This window comes from Ruegeria sp. AG6, assembly GCF_056541565.1.
On sequence record NZ_JBQFYQ010000010.1, the window covers coordinates 76,512 to 95,549 of the forward strand.

A 19,038-nucleotide genomic window follows, 5' to 3' on the forward strand; every position below is an offset into this window, starting at 1 on the left:
TCGGGTCTTTTGTTTTTACCGTGCTTCTGTTTCTGTTGTTTGGAACACTCCGAATCCTACGACCTGCCGGGGATCAGGTTGATAGGAGCGCCCTGATGGGGGCGTGAAAACAACAGGGAAAGACAGGCGGTGTCAGGCAACGCAGTTTCGATGAATATTGTCGGCGTCGTCCGAAATGGCGGGTCGGCGCTGATCGACACGATCAACAGGATCGAAAACCTGTCTGCGCAGTTGCACCGGTTCACCGTCACCATTGCCACGAACGACAACACGGACGGTACGGATCAGGTGTTGTCCGACTATGCGGGGCAAAACAGGCATGTCGATATCCTGCGACTGGATGGTCTTGCGTCAGAATTGCCAAACCGGGTCGAGCGTATCACGGCGGCCAGAAATGCAGTTCTCAAAAAACTCGAGGATCAGGACAGGGATCTGGAGTTGACGCTGGTGTTGGATCTGGATGGTCCGAATACCTGCCTGGATGCTCAGGCGGTTCTGACAGCAGCACAGCGGGTCGCCCCGTTGTGGGAGGGCGTTTTCGCCAACCCCAAACCAGCATATGATGATATCTACGCCCTGCGTTGCTCGGGTTGGTGTGATGAGGACGTATGGCAACGCATTCAAAGCACGCGCAGGCCGCTGTTCGGGCGTCGCAAATGGCGCCGGTCTGTCATGAAGTCCGCTGTTTTTGACCGCCAGTTCCACATTCCTGCCGATACGCCCCTAATCCCGGTCGACAGCGCATTCGGCGGCGCCGGGTTGTACAAATCCCGCGCGCTGCGAGGGTTGCGCTATTCTTGCCGGGATGAAAAAGGCCAACAGGTGTGCGAACACGTTATGCTGCACAAACATCTGAGAGATCGCGGCGCAAGGCTGTTCATCGACCCGGCGCTGACGACACTGGCCGCTGAGGACCGTTTGGGAGAAGGCAGCGGCGCGCCGTTCCCCCGACATCTGCTGCCAGCCGCGTCGGGCGCTGCCTAGTCCCGGCCTTGCCCTGCCTAGTCTGCAAAATCGGGGCCGCGCTCAGCCCCGCCCGGTTTCGTGTTGCAGCCTTTGTTGCGCAATAGCTTCGTTTCGATCGGCCTTTTGCTGGTCCGCCATACAGCGTTCCACAAAATCCAAATGGCGTTCGATTGCATTTCGGGCGGCCAGGGGATCACGCTCTTGCAGCGCCGCATTGATGGCGCGGTGCTGGTCTAGGATAGCCTCGCGGGTGGCGCGCTGACGGAACATGGTCTGACGGTTGTAGAACACCCCCTGCACCAGAAGGTCATACATCGACCGCATCATGTGCAGCATCACCACATTGTGGCTGGCTTCGATGATGGCCATGTGGAATTCGGCGTCCAGCTGCGCCTCGTCATTCGCAGCGTTTCGGTTGTGGGCCGCCTGCATCTTGTCAAAGATCGCCTGAACGACCTTCAGATCGCTGTCTGATCCCAGGCGCGCGGCTCGTTCCGCCGCCAGCCCTTCCATGTCACGGCGAAAGGACAGGTAATCGAATACAGCTTCTTCATGGCTGCCGAACAGACGGATCAGTGCCGGTGAAAAGGCAGAGCCCAGAACCTCGGCCACATAGATCCCGGATCCGGCTTTCGCAGTCAAAAGCCCCTGTTCCTGAAGGTCAGAAATTGCATCTCGCAGGGACGGGCGCGAAACGCCCATGCGCTCTGCCAACTCCCGCTCGGATGGCAGGCGCTCGCCGGGGCGCAGGATGCCTCGCAGGATCAAAAGCTCGATCTGGCGAACAACTGCGAGCGACAGCTTTTCCGTCTGAACTTTGTGAAATGGCATCTCATCTTCCGAAAGTGGTCAACTCATTTGACCATGGACGCCGGTACTGTTCAAGAATCCCCGGTCGCATCCGTTGATTAATTAGATCAGCAATATTGACCTTAATGGGGGAGAGCTTAGGCTGCACCGAATTGAGATCGGAGGAGCCTCATGTCCCAACACCCTTTGTTTGCCACCCGGGCCTCGCGAATGAAAGCGTCAGAGATCCGCGAATTGCTGAAGCTGCTCGACCAACCCGGCATCATTTCCTTTGCCGGTGGGATTCCTGATCCCGCATTGTTTCCCGCCGATGCTTTTGCACAGGCGTTTCAGCAGGCTCTGGGGCCGGATTTTCAAGCGCAGGCGCTGCAATATTCGGTCAGCGAAGGCTATATCCCATTGCGGCAGTGGCTGGCGCAGCACATGCGCGAAATCGGGGTGGCCTGTGACATCGACAACATCCTGATCACCTCGGGGTCGCAGCAGGCGCTGGACTATCTGGGCAAGCTGTTCCTGTCCCCCGGCGACACGGCCCTGGTCGGGTGGCCCACTTATCTGGGTGCGCTGGCGGCATTCAACGCCTACGAGCCGCGCTTTGACCGGCTCAATGGCAATCAGGGGGCCAAGGAATACAAGGCCGCAGCGGGCGAAGGCGCAGTGAAATTTGCCTATCTGTCGGCGGATTTTGCGAACCCGACAGGAGAAACCGTGGACTTGCAGGGCAGAGAGGCGTTGCTGGATCTGGCCGAGGAACTGGATTGCGCGTTGATAGAGGACGGAGCCTATCAGGCTCTGCGCTATGACGGGGACCCGATCCCACCCATACTGTCATTGGAGCAGGCCCGCAAAGGGTCAATCGAGGACTGTCGGACGATCTATTGCGGCAGTTTCTCGAAAACGCTGTCGCCGGGTTTGCGCATGGGGTGGGTGGTTGCGGCCAAGCCAGTCATTTCCCAGATGGTGCTGCTGAAACAGGCAGCGGACCTTCATTCCGCGACCATCAACCAGATGGCCGTGCATCAGGTGGCGCAGGCCTGTTTCGACACCCATATTCCGAAAGTACGAAACGCCTATCGCGCCCGTCGTGATGTGATGCTGAACGCGATGGACCAGCATATGCCTGACGGGGTGGATTGGACACGTCCCGAAGGGGGGATGTTCATCTGGGTCACGTTGCCCGAGGGGATGGTTGGCTCTGACCTGCTGGCGCGTGCGTTGGACACCGTCAAAGTAGCATTTGTTCCGGGGCAGGCGTTCTTCCCGGATGGCAGCGGGGCAAACACGATCCGTCTCAGTTTTTCGAATTCTGACGAGGCGACAATCCGCGAAGGTATTCGCCGGCTGGGAGAGGTGCTGCGGGCCTGATGTTCGGAAAGGTTCTGTTAACCAAAATGCTGCAACTCTGCGGCATGATCCGGTTTCTCGCACCTCTCTTGCTGGCCGCCTGCGCCGCCGGCACTCCGCATTTCCGCGACGTTCCCGCCACGCGCGTGGCTGTGAATGGCAGTGTCTTTGATGTGCGTGTGCGCGGCGACCTGGCCGAGGCTGTGCGGATCAACGCGCAATACGCCCCTCGGCTGGGCCCGGTCCGGGATCGCGCCGCTTTGGCGATGGCGCAGGTTTCGGGATGTCCGATCCTGGACGTGCTGGGGGACGCAGCCGTGACCGTTGGGGTTTTGGGGTGTGACCGCGATGCGGGTGAGCGGCTTTTGCTGACGGCCGTCTCGACCCCCAATTACGAATGCATCGACTTTGGTCTTTATGAAAACGTCGGTGGGGAAAACGGGTATCAGGTCTTTGAATGCACCCCATATTGAGATGCGCGCGTTCTTGCGTATTTCGGCAAGATGTTGTGGATAACTCGGGCTGATATCCCATATCCTGCGCAACTCCGTTGACTCGGACCCCATCCCTTGCGCAGACTTCCAATGCACAGGAATCATGGGACACGCAGCCATTGCGTTTCAGCAAGCTCAAACTGACCGGCTTCAAAAGCTTTGTTGATCCGACCGATTTGATCATCGCGGACGGGTTGACCGGTGTGGTGGGCCCGAATGGTTGCGGCAAATCCAACCTTCTGGAAGCTTTGCGTTGGGTGATGGGCGAAAACCGCCCCAAATCCATGCGCGGTGGCGCGATGGAAGACGTGATCTTTGCCGGGGCCGCCACGCGACCCGCGCGCAACTTTGCCGAAGTTGTCCTGACCATGGACAACTCGGAACGTCTGGCACCGTCAGGGTTCAACGACAGCGATCAACTCGAAATCGTTCGCCGCATCACCCGCGATGTGGGCAGCGCCTACAAGACCAACGGCAAGGATGTGCGCGCGCGCGATGTGCAGATGTTGTTTGCGGATGCTTCGACCGGTGCGCATTCGCCCGCTTTGGTCGGGCAGAACCGCATTGCCGAACTGATCAACGCCAAGCCGCGTGCCCGTCGGCGCATTCTGGAAGAGGCCGCCGGGATCTCGGGCCTGTATCAGCGTCGCCATGAGGCCGAGCTCAAGCTGAAAGGCACCGAAGCCAACCTGACCCGCGTCGATGACGTGCTGGAGCAGTTGGGCGGACAACTGGCCCAGCTTGCGCGTCAGGCCCGTCAGGCGGCCCGCTATCGTGAAATTGGCGAACAGCTGCGTCAGGCCGAGGGGATGCTGCTTTATCGACGTTGGAAAGAGGCCGACATGGCCCGCCAGCAGGCCGAAGAAAAACTCCGTGAGCGGATCACCGAAGCCTCCCGTGCCGAGGTCGAAGCCCGCGCCGCCGCCGCAAAACGTGCCGAGATCGAGGAAACCCTGCCGCCTCTGCGCGAGGAGGAGGCCATTGCCGCCGCCGTGCTGCAACGCCAGCAGGTGCAGCGCGATCAATTGTCCGATCAGGAAACCCGCGCCCGTCAAACGATCGAGACGCTGACCAACCGGATTCAGCAGCTGGCCAACGATATCGAACGCGAAGCCGGTCTGAACCGCGATGCGGGACAAATGATTGAACGGCTGGAATGGGAAGCGCGCGAATTGGCCAAGGCAGCAGAAGGTCACGATGAGAAAGTGGCCGAAGCGGCGGAAATCGCCCGCGAGGCAGCCTCGATCTTACAGGAACGCGAAGACCACCTGTCGCAGCAAACCGAGGATATGGCCCGTCTTGTCGCCCGGCACCAGTCCGCCCAGCGTCTGGTCGAAGACAGTCGCAAGACACTGGCCCGATCCGAGAGTGAAGAAGAAGAAGCCCGGAAAGCCGTGGACGAGGCCAAGACGGCCCTGATCCGCGCCAGCGAGGCGTTTGAAGACGCCCAATCGGGCGAAGAAGAAGCCCGTGAAGCGGTGGAAGCCGCCGAAGAGGCGCTTGCCGCGGCGGATGAACTGCGCAACGAAACGCAAGCGCGCGAAGCCGAGGCCCGGGCAAGACGGTCCGAGGCAGAAGGCGAGCTGGGCGCGATCCGGGCCGAAACCACGGCGCTGGCCAAGCTGGTGGAGCGCGACACGGCGGAAGGCGGTCAGGTGCTGGACCTGCTGCGCGTCGAACCCGGCTATGAAAAGGCTTTGGGTGCTGCTCTGGCCGACGATCTTCGCGCGCCGCTGGTCGAGGGTGACGGGCCATCTGGCTGGGTGCAGGTGGCTGGATATGACAGCGACCAGCCATTGCCTGAAGGGGCCGAGCCTCTGGCGCTTCATGTATCGGGCCCCGATCGTCTCAGCCGACGCATTGCGCAGATCGGGTTGGTGGATGCGGATCAGGGCGGACGGTTGCAGGCATCTCTGAAGCCGGGCCAGCGGCTCGTGTCCCGCTCGGGCGACCTTTGGCGCTGGGACGGGTTCCGTGCCTGGGCCGAAGACGCGCCAAGTGCTGCTGCTCTGCGGTTGGAGCAGCTCAACAGGCTGGAAGCACTGAAACAGGACCTTGCCCGTGCTGAAGCACAGGCTGACGGTGCCCGGGCCGCGCATGAGGCACTGTCTCAGCAATTGGCGGACGTGACCGAAGCAGACCGGCGCGCGCGTGAGACCCGCCGTGCTGCTGATCAGCGCATGGCCGAAACCGCGCGCGCACTGTCGCGGGCCGAGGCCGACCGCAATCTGGCCCAGGGCAAGCTGGAAACCCTGACCCTCGCCGTTGATCGCCACAAGGACGACGCCATGGCCGCCCGCGCGCAACTGCGCGAGGCCGAAGCGGCTTTGGCCGGTCTGGGTGATCTGGACAGTGCCCGCGCGCAGGTCGAAGACATCAAGCAGACGGTCGAGGCGGCGCGGATCACCATGCTGACCCACCGCTCGACCCATGACGAGCTGCGCCGTGAGGGGGACGCCCGCACGCGTCGCACCCAGGAGGTCGCGAAAGATCTCAGCGGGTGGCGCCACCGTTTGGAAACGGCTGAAAAGCGGATTTCCGAACTTGCCGAGCGCAAGGAAAGTTCGGAAGAAGAGCTGACGGAGGCCATGGCCATGCCCGGCGAAATCGCCGAGGCGCGTGAGGAGCTGAACGAACAGATCGAAGCCGCCGAAGCACGGCGCGCCGAAGCCGCCGACAAATTGGCCGAAGCCGAGGCTATGCACCGTGAAATCGTTCTGGCCGAACGGGAGGCCGAGCGTCTGGCATCAGAAGCGCGCGAAAGCCGTGCCGCGGCCGAGGCGCGTTGTGACGCGGCCAAGGAAAGTGTTGTCGCGGCGGCCGAACGGATTGCCGAGGATCAGCAACTGACCCCAAACCAATTGCTGAACCAGCTGGACGTGAACCCCGACCAGATGCCAGCTGCGGACGTTCTGGAATCCGAAGTGAACCGTCACAAACGTCAGCGCGACGCGATGGGGGCCGTGAACCTGAGGGCCGAGGAAGACAGCAAGGAAGTTCAGGAAGAATTCGATACGCTCAGCAGCGAAAAAGCCGATCTGGAAGAGGCAATCAAGGCGCTGCGCAGCGGGATCGCCAGCCTCAACCGCGAAGGGCGCGAGCGGTTGCTGACTGCGTTTGAACAGGTGAATTCAAACTTTGCGATGCTGTTCAAGCATCTATTTGGGGGTGGCGAGGCCAATCTTGTGATGGTCGAAAGTGACGACCCGCTGGATGCGGGCCTTGAGATCATGTGCCAGCCGCCTGGCAAGAAACTGTCGACTCTCAGCCTGCTGTCGGGCGGAGAACAAACCCTGACGGCGACCGCGCTGATTTTCGGCGTCTTCCTTGCCAATCCAGCTCCGATCTGCGTGCTGGACGAGGTTGATGCGCCTCTAGATGATGCAAACGTGACGCGTTTCTGTGATCTGCTGGACGAGATGTGCCGCCAAACTGACACGCGGTTCCTGATCATCACTCACCATGCGGTGACGATGGCGCGCATGGATCGCCTGTTCGGTGTCACCATGCAGGAACAGGGCGTCAGCCAGCTGGTTTCGGTCGATCTGAAGAAGGCCGAACAGATGGTCGCCTGACCGCTCACTGCAAATTTATGACGATTGCGGCTTTATCGCGCTAACCTGAGCGCATGACGCGCTTTCTGATCCCCGCCCTCATCGCCGCCGGCCCTGTCTTTGCAGCCGACTGGCCCGTCAAAACCGGGGATACGCCCCTTACAGCCGCAGAGCTTGATGCTTTGGCGGGGCAGACGCTGACCTTTTTCGACGACGGACAGGCCAAATTCTCGGCCGGGGGCGCCTATTCCTATACATATGCAAGCGGAGATTCTGCCTTTGGAACTTACGCGATTGCCGATGATGGCAGCGTGTGCATCGCTTACCGCAATGGGTTCAGCCGATGCGATTTGTACGTACGCAACGGGGACAGGTTGATCCTGATTGACGAAAAAGGCGATCGGTATCCGGTGCGTAGTAAGTGAAATTGATCTGAGGTTCTTGCAGTTTCTGCGCATTTGATAGGGAAAATCCGAAAAATCAGATAATGTATGGGAGAAAATCTGATAACCAAGGTGGTATTGTCCCGAAAATTTTCACTGACGGACGGAGACAGGCAATGTGCCGATTCTTGGCTTGGGTTGGGCGGCAGCGATACCTGGACGAACTGGTCCTTGAGCAAGAACAATCGCTTGTCATTCAAAGCCGAAATGCATTGATCGGAAAAACGCCGATAAACGCGGATGGGTTCGGTCTGGCATGGTATTCTGATCGTGATACGCCGTGTTTTTACAAGGACACCCATCCGGCGTGGTCCGATGCCAATCTGAAGCAATTGGCGCATCACACGAAATCCCGGCTGTTTCTGGCCCATGTACGGGCCTCGACCGGTACGGCGACCTCGCGCAACAACTGTCACCCCTTTGGCGTCGGCAGGTGGAGTTTCATGCATAACGGTCAGGCCGGGGGTCATGAAGGAATCCGGCAAGAGCTTGATGCCATGATCCCGGCGCATCTGTACCAGCATCGTATGGGCGCAACCGAGAGCGAGGCGATCTTTCTCATCGCTCATGGCGAAGGGCTGGACACCGATCCTGTGGGTGCAATGGCCCGTGCGGTCGGTCGGGTCGAAGCCCTTTCCAGGCGCCGCGGAGCATCACCCTATCTTCGGTTTGCCGCCTGCTGGTCGGACGGCAAACGGGTTTTTGCGGCCCGTTATGCCTCGGATCGGTTTGCCCCCAGCTTGCACTACAAGGCCTGCAAAGACGGTATCATCATTTCGTCCGAGCCATTGGATGCCAACAACGAGGGATGGCTCGAGATACAGCCCAACACGGCAATCGAAACCGAGGGTGCCACGGTGACGACGCACGCCTTTGCGCCCTGTGTTCCGCAGCAACGGGAATGGGTCGCGTAAGCGTGGTTGCCGCCTAAAGCCGGTTTAGCAGATCCACTGTCGGCCATGCATCGGCCGGCAGGCCAAGCCGCTTCTGTTCCGCCTGCACGGCCGCCCGCGTGCCAGCGCCCAGGATCCCGTCGACCTTGCCAACGTCATACCCCTTGGCCTGAAGCTTGCTTTGCAGCTGCTTCATCTGTGCACCGTTCAGACCCTGTGCGGGATTGCCGGCATCATAGATCTGTGCCCCTTCCAGACGTGTCCCGAAATAGGCGGCGGTCAATACATAAACAAAGCTCTGGTTCCATTCGAAATAGACGTCGAAATTCGGATAGGCCAGAAAGGCCGGGCCCTGGTGCCCCTGGGGCAGGATCAGCGAGGCAGGCAGGTTTGCCAGCGACCCGCTGCGTGCCTGAACGCCCATGGCCTGCCAATCGGCCACCGACCGGGGCTTGCCGGGGCCGGACAGCGACCAGTCCATCTGCGCGGGCACAGTGACCTCTTGCAGCCACGGTTCGCCTGCGCGCCAGCCCAGATGCGACAGCATCTTGGCGCCAGACATCAGTGCATCGGGGGCCGAGGTTTTCAGGCGGACATGCCCGTCGCCGTCACCATCGACACCGTTTTCAAGAATGTCCTGCGGCAGCATCTGGACCATACCGATTTCGCCGGCCCATGCGCCCGTTGTGCGGGCCGGGTCGAAATCACCATTCTGATAAAGTTCGATGGCGGCGAAGATTTGAGGGCGGAACAGGTCGGGGCGACGGCAGTCATGGGCCAACGTCACCAGCGCATTGCGGGTGTTGAAGTCGCCCTGAAATGATCCGTAATCGGTCTCGAACGCCCAGAAGGCCAGCAACACCCCGCGTGAGATTCCGTATTGCTTTTCGATCCGGTCAAACACCGCGTCGTATTTGCGTGACATCGCTTGCCCGCGTTCGATCCGGTTTTGCGAAATCAGACGACGGGAAAACTCGATAAAGGGTTTCTGAAACACCCCTTGCGCCCGATCGGCCTTCAGCACGGCGCTGTCCTGCTGCACGCCTTTGAAAAACGCGTTCACGGTGGATTTGTCAAAGCCTTGCTGCGTGGCCTCGGCCTTTAGCCCTTTGACAAAGGAATTGAAGCCGCCACCACATTGGGCCAGGGCAGGTTGGGCAAACAGGGTGGCGGCGATCAGGCCGGAAAGAAAACGCATGACAAATGTCCGTCAGTAAATCAGGTCGATCCCAACCGACACCGACACGAGCCCAAGCGCAAGCCCCCAAACACGCCACAACATGCGACATGCGCGGAAAATGTCCAAGGCTCCGATTTCGCGCTGAGCATTGCCATTGACCCATGCCAGATCCCGCACCTTGCCGTCATAGCTGCGCGGCCCGGCCAGGGCGACGTTCAAGGCGCGGGCCATGGCGGCCTCGGGCCAGCCCGCATTGGGCGAGATGTGACGGTGCGCATCAGCCAAGATTTCGCGCCAGCGCGACCACTGGCCCGACAGCGCCACGATCATCACGCAGGTCAGGCGGGCCGGGATCAGGTTCATCAGGTCGTCGAACCGGGCCGAAGCCCAGCCAAACGCGCGGTACGTTTCATTGCGATACCCGATCATGCTGTCGGCCGTGTTCACCGCCTTGTAGACCAGCAGCCCCGGCAACCCGGCAATCAGAAACCAGAAAGCAGGCGCGATGACGCCGTCGCTGAGGTTTTCAGCGGCGCTTTCGATGGCCGAGCGTGCCACCTGTGCCTCGGTCATGTCCCGTGTATCGCGCGAGACGATCATGGCCACCCGTGCCCGCCCCTCTGACAGCGAGGCCATCAGCCCTTCGCCCACGGCGCGCACATGGGTGACCAACGATTTTTGCGCCAACAGGATCGCGCAGACCAGGATTTCAACCACCGGCCCCAGCAGAGACAAACCCCAGCCAAGCGCCCCTGCGCCGAAAACCAGCAGGACAAGCACACCCACCCCTTTTGAACGGCGCAGGGCCCCGTGGTTCAGGCGTGTATCCAGCCAGCCGATCAGGTTGCCGATCATCACCGCCGGATGCCTGATGCGCGACCAGAGCCAGTCGGGTTCCCCCAGTGCTGCGTCCAGACACATGGCACAGACCAGCATCAGGCCAGGGCTCACAGGGCGGCCTCCAACCTGTTCCATCCATCCTCGGGCGGGAGCCCAAGGCGCAGATAGGTTTTAGAATAGGGGAAGATGCGGCTCCAGATGTGGGACCGTGCCAGACGACCTTGCCAATGGGCGGCGTTGTCGACCTGATAAAGTCGGAACAGGCTGGTGCCGCCGATCACTTTGGCCCCTTTTCTCGTGACCAGCGCATCCAGCCTTGAGGCCTCGTCAGCCAGACGCGCATGCGTGGCTTCCGCCCAACGGTTGTCCATCAAAGCCTGTGTGCCGATCCGCAAGGCCGGACCGGATACCGACCAAGGGCCGGTCAGATCGTTCAACCGGCTGATCATATCCGGCCGTCCGATGGCAAACCCCAGCCTTACCCCGGCCAGCCCCCAGAATTTGCCAAAACTCTTCAGCACGATCACGCCGGGGCGGTCTGCCAGATGGATCAGGGACTTGTCAGGCATGACGTCGCAAAAGCTTTCGTCAATCACGGTAAGTGGTGCCGATACGTCGCTTTCCTGCCAGATACGCCCGTCCGGGTTGTTTGGATGTACGATCACGCGGGCGTCGCTGGGCCCGTCTTGCCGTACCTTCCACCCCTGCGCCGAAAAGGCGGCGGCATGTTCGTTATAGGTGGGCGGCGTGATCTGTACCGTACCCGTCGCGGCCAGAGCCGGCAGACGCGCGATGATCGCCGACGCTCCGGGCGCGGGCAGGATCGCGGCACGCTGCGGCACGTTCCAGAACCGGCGCGCGGCATCGCTGAGCCGTTCGAACGCCCCGTGATCCGGCAATTCGGCCCAATCCCCGGCCGACAGGCCAGACACGGGATAGGCATGGGGATTGATGCCGGTGGACAGGTCGATCCAGTCGGTGCGTTGCCCACCATATTTGACAATCGCCTTGTCCAACCCGCCGCCGTGGTCACGAACCGCGCGTGGATTCAGACTTTCATCGAATGTGCTCATCTGCTCTCTCTGCGAGAAATTACCGCTTTTGGACCGCTTCAAGCGGATTTTCGCCTCTTACACAAGCAAATCCGCCTGTTCACGGGCCTGTGGGGCTGCTGTTAACACTTTGTTAAGGAAATAACGAGATCACGGACCATGGGGGTCGGCACCACTCACCATACCAAGTGCCGAGGTTGTTGCAAATGAAAGTTCTGATTGTTGAGAGTAATCCCGACCTTGGTCGGGTCTGGAAAAGGCATCTGGAACGGCAGGGCGCCGAGGTCACGCTGGTCGAGACGCAGGAAGCCGCCATTCTGGCGCTGTACGGCACGGATTTCGAAATTATCGTGCTGGATCTGGTTCTGGAAACCGGCAGTGCACTGGCTGTGGCCGATTTCGCAAGCTATCGCCGCCCCCAGGCGCGGGTGATCTTTGTCACCAACACCACCTTCTTCTCGGATGGATCGATATTTGCCCACAGCCCGAACGCCTGTGCTTATGTGCAAAGCGAAACACCGCCAGAGGATCTGGCGGCGATGGTCGAGCATTACGCAGCAGGGCGCTGATCGCGGCGGTGCGGTTCTGTGTAATCCAGCACCGGGTTTACCGGAATGATCCGGTGCGGATTGATGCTGTCATGGCTGTAGTGATAGTGGCGCACGATATGGTTCATGTTCACCGTGGGCGCCACGCCGGGCCATTGGTAAAGTTCACGCGTATAGGCCCATAGGTTCGGGTAATCGATCAGGCGCCGCTTGTTGCATTTGAAGTGCAGATGATAGACCGGATCAAAGCGGTTCAGCGTCGTAAACAGCCGCCAGTCAGCCTCGGTAATCCGATCCCCCATCAGGTAACGGTTCCGGGCCAGACGATCTTCCAGCCAGTCCAGCGTGTCGAACAACGGGCCCACGGCGGCGTCATAGGCCGCTTGCGAAGTGGCAAAGCCGGACTTGTAGACGCCGTTGTTGACGTCTGTATAGATGCGCGCGTTGACCTCTTCGATTTCATCGCGCATCGCTTCGGGCCAGTAATCATCGGTATTGCCGGTGATCCCGTTGAAGGCCGAATTGAACATGCGGATGATTTCCGAGCTTTCGTTCGACACAATGGTTTCCTGCCGCTTGTCCCACAGGATCGGCACGGTCACGCGCCCCGAATAGGCTGGATCGGCTTTGGTATAGATCTGGTGCGCAAAACCCAGCCCGTAAAGGTCATCTCCCGTCGCGCCGTGAGCGTCTGTTTCAAAGGTCCAACCCTGATCCAGCATGTCCGGATGCACGACCGACACCGAGATCAGATCGCTCAGCCCTTTCAACTCGCGAAAAATCAGCGTGCGATGGGCCCAGGGGCAGGCATAGCTGACGTAAAGGTGATAGCGCCCGGGTTCTGCTTTGAACCCGCCTTTGCCTGATGGCCCCGCCTCGCCGTCAGCAGTCAACCAATTGCGAAACTGCGCTGCGCTGCGCTTGAATGCACCGCCCGTGGACTTGGTATCATACCAGGTATCGTGCCATTTTCCGTCGACCAGCAGGCCCATGTCTTTTCCTCCGCATGTGCGTTTCGAAAAACATAGGGCCAGGGCTTGCATCTTCCTATGCGAGCGCCCGCGCAAATGCTCTGCATCCGCGCACAGTCGAGTTCGGGATTTCTGTGCAACAAACCTCGGCTGGATCGTGTTTCTGTGACGTGGTTCACTGGATTTTTACAACTTATCCCGCACAATAGAAGTCATTCACGGGGGAACGGATTAATGAGTACCTATGTTTCAAAGGAAATACGCGCCGAGTTGGACGCGGCCCGAATCGCCACATTGAAAAAAGCCAGCCGTTTACGGGTGGAGATGGGCGACAATACCTACAAAATACTCAAATTGTGGAAAGACGGTTTTACGGTTGAGGCGGAAACCACGCCGCGCCTGCGCGGGCTTGTCGATATCTTTGACGGGGCCAACCACCTCTATCAATGCCTCATCGTCGCGGATGAGGATGAAGGCGGTGAGATGCGGTATGAATTCAAACGCAGCACGGCCGCCCATGACAGCGCGCCGCTTGATTTTTACCGCGCGCCCGATGCGCCGATCGCCCTGCTGGGGCGTGACGACTAGGGGCGAATTTCAACTGGTATTCCGATTTGGCCCGGGTTTGGTCGATGCCAAAGGCCAGCGATGCCAGCCTAAAGACAGGCGCGCGCGGCCCAAAGCGGCCTTAACCAAGGCAACCGGCACCTGTGAAAACAGGGCAGGGCTTTCAAGCTCTGGCCGGCACGTACTTATTGCAGATCCCCGAAAGCACGTTTCAGCCGCAGGCAAGCTTCCTCGACCCGCGCCCGTTGAGTGGCGAGGTTGAACCGTTCAAACGTTTCTCCTCCAGTGCCGAAACCCGGACCTGACGATGTCGCGATCCGCGCGTCCTCGCGCAATCGGCGGACAAATTCGGCGTGATCCATGCCGGTGCCCGAGAAATCGACCCAGGCCAGATAGGTCGCCTGCAAGGGCATCGACCAGAGCCCCGGAATCTCGGTGATGGTCTGATCGAACAGACGCCTGTTTCCCTCCAGATGCGCGATCTGGGCATCTACCCATTCGGCCCCTTCGGGGCTGTAGGCGGCGGTGATCATCGCCACGCCCAACGCGCCGGGATCGTAATCCAATGTTTGCAGCCGTTGCTTCATGGCCGCGCGCAGTTTGGGATCGGGAATGATCATGTTGCCGGTCCGCTGCCCGGCGATGTTGAAGGTCTTCGACGCCGCAGTCAGCGTCACGGTCCACGGGCGTGCATCCGGGGCCGCCACGTCCATCGGTACAAATTTGGCGCCGGGATAGACCAGATCGTGGTGAATCTCGTCCGATACCAGGATCAAACCGTTCCGTTCGGCAAACGCAGCAACGGCCTGCAACTCGTCGGGCGTCCAGACACGACCCGACGGGTTTTGCGGCGAACACCACAGCAGCATCTTCTCGGACCCGTCCAACCGGGACTGGGCGTCGTCCAGATCCAGGCCGTAACTTTCCCCGTCCCGCACCAAAGGGCATTCCACGACCCGGCGGCCGGATTTGTTCACCTTGTGGGCAAACTCATGGTAAACGGGGGTAAAGATCACGATGCCATCACCGGGATCGGTCCAGACATCCAGCGACAGGGCGATTGCATTGCCCAAGCCCTGGGTGGTCAGAATCCAATCCGTGTCGATTTCCCAATCGTGGCGGGTTTTCATCCACCATTGAACCGAGGCCAGATAGTCCGGGTGCATCCATGAATAGCCGAACACGCCGTGATCTGCGGCCTTGCGCACGGCCTCGATCACGCAGGGTGCCGTTTGGTAATCGGAATCGGCCGTCCACATGGCCAGACCGCCCTCGGGCGAGACGCCATACAGCATCTCCATCTTGTCCCATTTAGAACTGTTGGTGCCCCGGCGGTCGATCAGGTCGTTGAAAGTCATGTCTGCTCCATTTTCTCGACCGAAAGCTAACCGCAAATCGGGCAGGTGCAAGGGGGGCGTTGCGGCGCGGGGCGGGATGGCCTAAATCAGCCTCATGAAACGCACTATCCTGATCCATCCCGATCCCCGCCTGAAAAAGGTCTGCGCGCCCGTATCCGACCTGACGGACGAGCTGCGCACGCTGGCTGACGACATGCTGGAAACCATGTATGACGCGCCCGGGATTGGCCTTGCCGCCCCGCAGATCGGTGTGCTGGAGCGGTTGATCGTGCTGGATTGCATCAAGGAAGAAGGCGAGACCCCGCGCCCGCTGATCATGTTCAACCCCGAGGTCATCGCCTCTTCCGAGGAAACCAATGTATACGAAGAAGGATGCCTGTCGATCCCGGATCAATATGCCGAAGTGACCCGCCCCAAGGTGGTCGATGTCACCTGGATGGACGAGAAGGGAAACCTGCGACAGGAGACGTTCGACGGTCTTTGGGCCACTTGCGTGCAGCATGAAATCGACCATCTGAACGGCAAGCTGTTCATCGATTACCTCAAACCGCTGAAACGGCAGATGATTACCCGCAAGATGCAAAAGCTCAAACGTGAACGGGCGCGCGCATGACCGTCCGCACCTGTCTGCCCTGGCCTGACAAACGCTTGCGCACAAAGGCGGATGAGGTGACTGAAATCACCGATGACATTCGCCGGATTTGGCAGGACATGATCGACACGATGGAGGCCATGCCCGGTGTCGGTCTGGCCGCGCCGCAGATCGGAGTGATGTTGCGTCTGGCCGTGGTCGATGGGTCGGCCGAGCGGGGCAAGGCCGTGCGTCTGGCGAACCCGGAAATCCTGCACAGCTCGATCGAACTGCGTGAACATGAAGAAGCCAGTCCGAACCTGCCGGGCGTGTCGGCCAAGGTAAAGCGCCCGCGCGCGGTGACTGTCAAATTCCTGAACGAGCAGGGCGTGGTGGACCGTCGCGATTTTGTCGGCATCGAGGCCACCAGTGTCCAGCACCAGATCGACCATCTGAATGGCCGGATGTATTTTGACCGGCTCAGCAAGGTCAAACGCGACATGCTGCTGCGCAAAGCCAAGAAACAGGGGTAAAGATGCGCGTTGTTTTCATGGGAACCCCGGACTTCTCGGTGCCGGTTCTGGATGCGCTGGTCGAGGCCGGGCATGAGATCGCCGCCGTCTATTGCCAGCCCCCGCGCCCGGCGGGGCGGGGCAAGAAGGATCGCCCGACACCGGTCCACGCGCGTGCCCAAGCGCTGGGTCTGGACGTGCGTCACCCAACCTCGCTGAAACCGGCCGAGGAGCAGGACAGTTTTGCGGCACTGAACGCGGATGTGGCGGTGGTTGTGGCTTATGGGCTGATCCTGCCCCAGCCCATCCTCGATGCGCCGGCTCATGGCTGCCTGAACATTCATGCCAGCCTGCTGCCGCGCTGGCGCGGGGCGGCTCCGATCCACCGCGCGATCATGGCGGGCGATGCGCAAACTGGCGTCTGTATCATGCAAATGGAGGCGGGCCTTGATACCGGCCCCGTTCTGTTGCGGCAGGCCACCGATATCGGGCCCGAGGAAACCACTGCGAAACTGCATGACCGGCTCTCGGCGATGGGCGCGGCCTTGATCGTTGAGGCGTTGGCAAAGCTGCCCGGCCTGACCCCTGATCCGCAGCCCGAGATTGGTGTCACCTATGCCGCCAAGATCGACAAGTCCGAGGCCCGCGTGGACTGGTCGCGCCCGGCGGTTGAGGTCGATCGGCAGGTCCGCGGGCTGTCGCCCTTTCCCGGGGCCTGGACCGAGATCGACGGCAACCGGGTAAAACTCCTCGCTTCGCGTCTGGCCGAAGGGCAGGGCGCGCCGGGCGAAGTTCTGAATGACGATCTGTATGTGGCTTGCGGGCAGGGCGCCATAGAACTGCTGCGCTTGCAAAGGGCGGGCAAAGGCGCGCAGGATAAGGAAACGTTCCTGCGGGGCTGGCCAATCCCGATCGGCACCCGGATGTCTTCGGAGTAAAGCCATATGTTCATGGTGATGATGGGCACTGTCGTGATTGCCGGGATCGTCGGGTATCTGTCCGAACAGACCGGTTTCACCCATAACGGCTATTTGCAATCCATCATCATCTGTGTGGGCGGGGCGTTCCTGTTCTATTTCGTCCGTATCATGTTCGGTATCAGCTTTGGTCCTCCGGGGCTGGATGCGGTGATTTCCTCTGTTGGTGCCCTGATCATCGTGCCGACCCACTGGAGGAAGTGACATGCCAATCGTCGCCCTGATCATCATCGGTGCAGCGGCAGGGTTTCTGGCCACCCGCCTGATGCGGATCGAGGCGGATATCCCGACGACCATGTTGATCGGTATCGTGGGGGCCCTGATCGGAGGGGCGCTGCTGCGGTTTCTTGTTACCGTTATGGGGTGGCTGTCTGGTTTTGTCGGGGCGGTTCTGGGCGCGTTGCTTGTGATTTGGATCTGGCAGACCTACCTGCGCCGCTAACCCCTTGACCCGGTGCCCTTCCTCCGTCCAGATCACATTCAACGAAAAAGGGGAATGATGATGCCGTATGATTTGAAGCCGGGTGATGTCGCTCTGATGGGTGTTCCTTTGGATCTGCATTCCTCGTTCCTGCAAGGGCCGGCCTTCGCACCCGGACGCATCCGCGAAGCGCTGCATTCCGGAGCCGCCAACCTGACCGCCGAAGATGGTACCGATCTGGGTGAAAGCGCCAAATTCAGGGATACCGGCGATCTGGATGTGTTCGAAATGCGCGGGCAGGAACCGATTGACCGGATCGAGGCCGAAGCGGCGAAGCGGATCGCAACCGGCGCACGCCTGTTGTCGCTGGGCGGCGACCATTCCGTGGCCTATCCGCTGATCAAGGCCCATGCAGATCGGTACGAAGGCCTGAACATCCTGCATATCGACAGCCACCCGGATCTGTACGACACGCAGGATATCGGCCCGCTCGGCCATGGCTGCCCCTTTGCGCGGGTGATGGAGACCTGCCCGGTCAAGCGTCTGGTGCAGGTCGGCATCCGCACCATGAACGCCCATCAGCGCGAACAGGCCAACAAGTTCGGCGTCGAGGTGATCGACATGCGCAACTGGCGCCCCGACTTGCAGATTTCATTCGATGGCCCGGTCTATCTGTCCCTTGATCTGGACGCGCTGGACCCGGCCTTTGCCCCGGGCGTCTCGCACTATGAACCCGGTGGGCTGAGCATGCGCGAGGTTATCGACCTGATCCACCGGTTCAAAGGTCAGCTGGTCGGGGCGGATATCGTCGAGCTCAACCCGCATCGCGACCCCTATGGCATGACGGCGATGGTGGCCGCGAAATTCGTCAAGGAAATCGGCGCGCGCTTGCTGAACGGTTGACTTACCGTTCGTCGCACGCCGTCGCAGACCCAAGTGCCGGAGCACCCCTGGTGGTCAAATCGAACCGGTTCGCCTCGGCGGCGGTCATCCAGTGGATGCTGTCGGCCGGGGCTGCGAACAGAGTGTACCAGTAAAACTCCTCGTCCACGCCGATATCCTTGAAATAGTCCAGGTATCGGTCATGTTCGGGATCGTCCTGGGGCAAGTCGGTCGCCACCAGACCCGACCCGGCCCAGCTGTGGACACCGACACAGGCCCCCGGTTGCAGCACGCGGCGGTTTCCGGCCAGGAACAGATCGGTGCCGCCGCTGGCAACCAGACCGTTCGATGGAACAACGGTATCGAACCCGGCCCTGTGCACTTCGCGGGCGAAGATGACATTGGCGTCATCATCAACCGATCCTTCAATGTATTGCAGAACCAAAGTGCGGGCTTCGGGGTTTTGGGCTGTCACTTCCTCAAAGGCAGACAGCGTTGTCTCGTCAATCGTGCCCGAGGCGATGATCTGGTCGCCCTGCGCAACAAAACTGACAGGGGTGTAATACGCGCCGCATGAGGCGAGCAGGGCCAGGCAGGCTGTGATGGATGCAAGTCTGAATGTCACGTTGGCCTCCGGGCTGTGCTTTCAAAAGGG

General features: G+C 60.5%; 21 protein-coding genes. 14 read left to right on the forward strand and 7 right to left on the reverse strand.

The features are described from left to right. Positions 1 to 150 precede the first annotated feature (150 nt). On the forward strand, positions 151 to 984 hold the full coding sequence (locus ACR0I0_RS17280) for a hypothetical protein (protein ID WP_480492351.1): 834 nt from the start codon (positions 151 to 153) through the stop codon (positions 982 to 984). Between the two features lie 42 nt (positions 985 to 1,026). Here ACR0I0_RS17280 and ACR0I0_RS17285 read toward each other — a convergent pair whose 3' ends face one another. Next, entirely contained in the window at positions 1,027 to 1,797 is a 771-nt protein-coding gene (locus ACR0I0_RS17285; protein ID WP_152457051.1) for a FadR/GntR family transcriptional regulator, read from the reverse strand. Positions 1,798 to 1,947: 150 nt separating this feature from the next. Between ACR0I0_RS17285 and ACR0I0_RS17290 the strand changes: the two genes are divergently transcribed. The 5 genes from ACR0I0_RS17290 (at position 1,948) to ACR0I0_RS17310 (ending at position 8,525) form a co-directional block, all read left to right on the forward strand. Further along, complete coding sequence (locus ACR0I0_RS17290) at positions 1,948 to 3,141, forward strand: aminotransferase-like domain-containing protein (protein WP_480492352.1); 1,194 nt, start codon at positions 1,948 to 1,950, stop codon at positions 3,139 to 3,141. Next, positions 3,141 to 3,593: a hypothetical protein gene (locus ACR0I0_RS17295; protein ID WP_245218195.1), complete on the forward strand. Its 453-nt coding sequence runs from the start codon at positions 3,141 to 3,143 to the stop codon at positions 3,591 to 3,593. The genes ACR0I0_RS17290 and ACR0I0_RS17295 overlap by 1 nt, the downstream gene beginning before the upstream one ends. Before the next feature lie 140 nt (positions 3,594 to 3,733). Continuing rightward, positions 3,734 to 7,189, forward strand: a complete 3,456-nt coding sequence (locus ACR0I0_RS17300; protein WP_480492354.1) for a chromosome segregation SMC family protein — start codon at positions 3,734 to 3,736, stop codon at positions 7,187 to 7,189. A 53-nt stretch (positions 7,190 to 7,242) separates the two neighbouring features. Beyond that, the gene (locus tag ACR0I0_RS17305; RefSeq protein WP_171637600.1) at positions 7,243 to 7,593 is read left to right on the forward strand and encodes a hypothetical protein; all 351 of its coding nucleotides are present in this window, start codon (positions 7,243 to 7,245) and stop codon (positions 7,591 to 7,593) included. Positions 7,594 to 7,727: 134 nt separating this feature from the next. After that, the gene (locus ACR0I0_RS17310) at positions 7,728 to 8,525 is read left to right on the forward strand and encodes a class II glutamine amidotransferase (RefSeq protein ID WP_171724841.1); all 798 of its coding nucleotides are present in this window, start codon (positions 7,728 to 7,730) and stop codon (positions 8,523 to 8,525) included. A gap of 13 nt (positions 8,526 to 8,538) precedes the next feature. Here the strand turns inward: ACR0I0_RS17310 and ACR0I0_RS17315 are convergent, their stop codons facing one another. From ACR0I0_RS17315 to cobD, 3 genes are read right to left on the reverse strand one after another with little or no spacing between them, the layout of a single operon-like run. Then, positions 8,539 to 9,702 (reverse strand): lytic murein transglycosylase, encoded by a 1,164-nt coding sequence (locus ACR0I0_RS17315; RefSeq protein WP_171637596.1) that lies wholly within the window; start codon positions 9,700 to 9,702, stop codon positions 8,539 to 8,541. A 12-nt stretch (positions 9,703 to 9,714) separates the two neighbouring features. Then, on the reverse strand, positions 9,715 to 10,635 hold the full coding sequence (cbiB, locus tag ACR0I0_RS17320; RefSeq protein WP_480492356.1) for an adenosylcobinamide-phosphate synthase CbiB: 921 nt from the start codon (positions 10,633 to 10,635) through the stop codon (positions 9,715 to 9,717). Continuing rightward, entirely contained in the window at positions 10,632 to 11,597 is a 966-nt protein-coding gene (cobD, locus tag ACR0I0_RS17325) for a threonine-phosphate decarboxylase CobD (RefSeq protein WP_480492357.1), read from the reverse strand. Before cobD ends, cbiB begins: the two co-directional genes overlap by 4 nt. Before the next feature lie 185 nt (positions 11,598 to 11,782). On the opposite strand from cobD, the gene ACR0I0_RS17330 reads away from it, so the two are divergent. Then, positions 11,783 to 12,145, forward strand: coding sequence for a response regulator transcription factor (locus tag ACR0I0_RS17330; protein ID WP_117869888.1), 363 nt, complete (start codon positions 11,783 to 11,785; stop codon positions 12,143 to 12,145). On the opposite strand, the gene ACR0I0_RS17335 is transcribed toward ACR0I0_RS17330, so the two are convergent. After that, complete coding sequence (locus ACR0I0_RS17335; RefSeq protein WP_480492359.1) at positions 12,127 to 13,116, reverse strand: glutathione S-transferase family protein; 990 nt, start codon at positions 13,114 to 13,116, stop codon at positions 12,127 to 12,129. The two genes, ACR0I0_RS17330 and ACR0I0_RS17335, sit on opposite strands and share 19 nt — an antisense overlap. A gap of 213 nt (positions 13,117 to 13,329) precedes the next feature. On the opposite strand from ACR0I0_RS17335, the gene ACR0I0_RS17340 reads away from it, so the two are divergent. Next, on the forward strand, positions 13,330 to 13,683 hold the full coding sequence (locus ACR0I0_RS17340) for a hypothetical protein (RefSeq protein ID WP_171169191.1): 354 nt from the start codon (positions 13,330 to 13,332) through the stop codon (positions 13,681 to 13,683). Between the two features lie 164 nt (positions 13,684 to 13,847). On the opposite strand, the gene ACR0I0_RS17345 is transcribed toward ACR0I0_RS17340, so the two are convergent. Then, positions 13,848 to 15,020 (reverse strand): MalY/PatB family protein, encoded by a 1,173-nt coding sequence (locus ACR0I0_RS17345; RefSeq protein ID WP_171724845.1) that lies wholly within the window; start codon positions 15,018 to 15,020, stop codon positions 13,848 to 13,850. Between the two features lie 94 nt (positions 15,021 to 15,114). Here ACR0I0_RS17345 and def (ACR0I0_RS17350) point away from each other — a divergent pair, with 94 nt between their 5' ends. From def (ACR0I0_RS17350) to speB, 6 genes are read left to right on the forward strand one after another with little or no spacing between them, the layout of a single operon-like run. Next, positions 15,115 to 15,633, forward strand: a complete 519-nt coding sequence (gene def, locus ACR0I0_RS17350; protein WP_171637587.1) for a peptide deformylase — start codon at positions 15,115 to 15,117, stop codon at positions 15,631 to 15,633. Next, positions 15,630 to 16,124 (forward strand): peptide deformylase, encoded by a 495-nt coding sequence (def, locus tag ACR0I0_RS17355; RefSeq protein ID WP_171120283.1) that lies wholly within the window; start codon positions 15,630 to 15,632, stop codon positions 16,122 to 16,124. The genes def (ACR0I0_RS17350) and def (ACR0I0_RS17355) overlap by 4 nt, the downstream gene beginning before the upstream one ends. 2 nt (positions 16,125 to 16,126) lie before the next feature. Continuing rightward, positions 16,127 to 17,041, forward strand: coding sequence for a methionyl-tRNA formyltransferase (fmt, locus tag ACR0I0_RS17360; RefSeq protein ID WP_209835287.1), 915 nt, complete (start codon positions 16,127 to 16,129; stop codon positions 17,039 to 17,041). 6 nt (positions 17,042 to 17,047) lie between these two features. Continuing rightward, entirely contained in the window at positions 17,048 to 17,284 is a 237-nt protein-coding gene (locus ACR0I0_RS17365) for a hypothetical protein (RefSeq protein ID WP_170344822.1), read from the forward strand. A gap of 1 nt (position 17,285) precedes the next feature. Continuing rightward, entirely contained in the window at positions 17,286 to 17,522 is a 237-nt protein-coding gene (locus tag ACR0I0_RS17370) for a GlsB/YeaQ/YmgE family stress response membrane protein (protein WP_171637580.1), read from the forward strand. Between the two features lie 60 nt (positions 17,523 to 17,582). Beyond that, entirely contained in the window at positions 17,583 to 18,404 is an 822-nt protein-coding gene (gene speB / locus ACR0I0_RS17375) for an agmatinase (RefSeq protein ID WP_480492361.1), read from the forward strand. Between the two features lies 1 nt (position 18,405). Here speB and ACR0I0_RS17380 read toward each other — a convergent pair whose 3' ends face one another. Beyond that, entirely contained in the window at positions 18,406 to 19,008 is a 603-nt protein-coding gene (locus ACR0I0_RS17380) for a COG3904 family protein (protein WP_480492363.1), read from the reverse strand. Positions 19,009 to 19,038 lie beyond the last annotated feature (30 nt).

Excerpts from the sequence above, each read along its gene's own strand:
- ACR0I0_RS17280 (WP_480492351.1), top strand. The coding sequence starts at position 151 with ATGAATATTGTCGGCGTCGTCCGAAATGGCGGGTCGGCGCTGATCGAC.
- ACR0I0_RS17285 (WP_152457051.1), bottom strand. The coding sequence starts at position 1,797 with ATGCCATTTCACAAAGTTCAGACGGAAAAGCTGTCGCTCGCAGTTGTT.
- ACR0I0_RS17290 (WP_480492352.1), top strand. The coding sequence starts at position 1,948 with ATGTCCCAACACCCTTTGTTTGCCACCCGGGCCTCGCGAATGAAAGCG.
- ACR0I0_RS17295 (WP_245218195.1), top strand. The coding sequence starts at position 3,141 with ATGTTCGGAAAGGTTCTGTTAACCAAAATGCTGCAACTCTGCGGCATG.
- ACR0I0_RS17305 (WP_171637600.1), top strand. The coding sequence starts at position 7,243 with ATGACGCGCTTTCTGATCCCCGCCCTCATCGCCGCCGGCCCTGTCTTT.
- ACR0I0_RS17310 (WP_171724841.1), top strand. The coding sequence starts at position 7,728 with ATGTGCCGATTCTTGGCTTGGGTTGGGCGGCAGCGATACCTGGACGAA.
- ACR0I0_RS17315 (WP_171637596.1), bottom strand. The coding sequence starts at position 9,702 with ATGCGTTTTCTTTCCGGCCTGATCGCCGCCACCCTGTTTGCCCAACCT.
- cobD (WP_480492357.1), bottom strand. The coding sequence starts at position 11,597 with ATGAGCACATTCGATGAAAGTCTGAATCCACGCGCGGTTCGTGACCAC.
- ACR0I0_RS17330 (WP_117869888.1), top strand. The coding sequence starts at position 11,783 with ATGAAAGTTCTGATTGTTGAGAGTAATCCCGACCTTGGTCGGGTCTGG.
- ACR0I0_RS17335 (WP_480492359.1), bottom strand. The coding sequence starts at position 13,116 with ATGGGCCTGCTGGTCGACGGAAAATGGCACGATACCTGGTATGATACC.
- ACR0I0_RS17340 (WP_171169191.1), top strand. The coding sequence starts at position 13,330 with ATGAGTACCTATGTTTCAAAGGAAATACGCGCCGAGTTGGACGCGGCC.
- ACR0I0_RS17345 (WP_171724845.1), bottom strand. The coding sequence starts at position 15,020 with ATGACTTTCAACGACCTGATCGACCGCCGGGGCACCAACAGTTCTAAA.
- def (WP_171637587.1), top strand. The coding sequence starts at position 15,115 with ATGAAACGCACTATCCTGATCCATCCCGATCCCCGCCTGAAAAAGGTC.
- def (WP_171120283.1), top strand. The coding sequence starts at position 15,630 with ATGACCGTCCGCACCTGTCTGCCCTGGCCTGACAAACGCTTGCGCACA.
- fmt (WP_209835287.1), top strand. The coding sequence starts at position 16,127 with ATGCGCGTTGTTTTCATGGGAACCCCGGACTTCTCGGTGCCGGTTCTG.
- ACR0I0_RS17365 (WP_170344822.1), top strand. The coding sequence starts at position 17,048 with ATGTTCATGGTGATGATGGGCACTGTCGTGATTGCCGGGATCGTCGGG.
- ACR0I0_RS17370 (WP_171637580.1), top strand. The coding sequence starts at position 17,286 with ATGCCAATCGTCGCCCTGATCATCATCGGTGCAGCGGCAGGGTTTCTG.
- speB (WP_480492361.1), top strand. The coding sequence starts at position 17,583 with ATGCCGTATGATTTGAAGCCGGGTGATGTCGCTCTGATGGGTGTTCCT.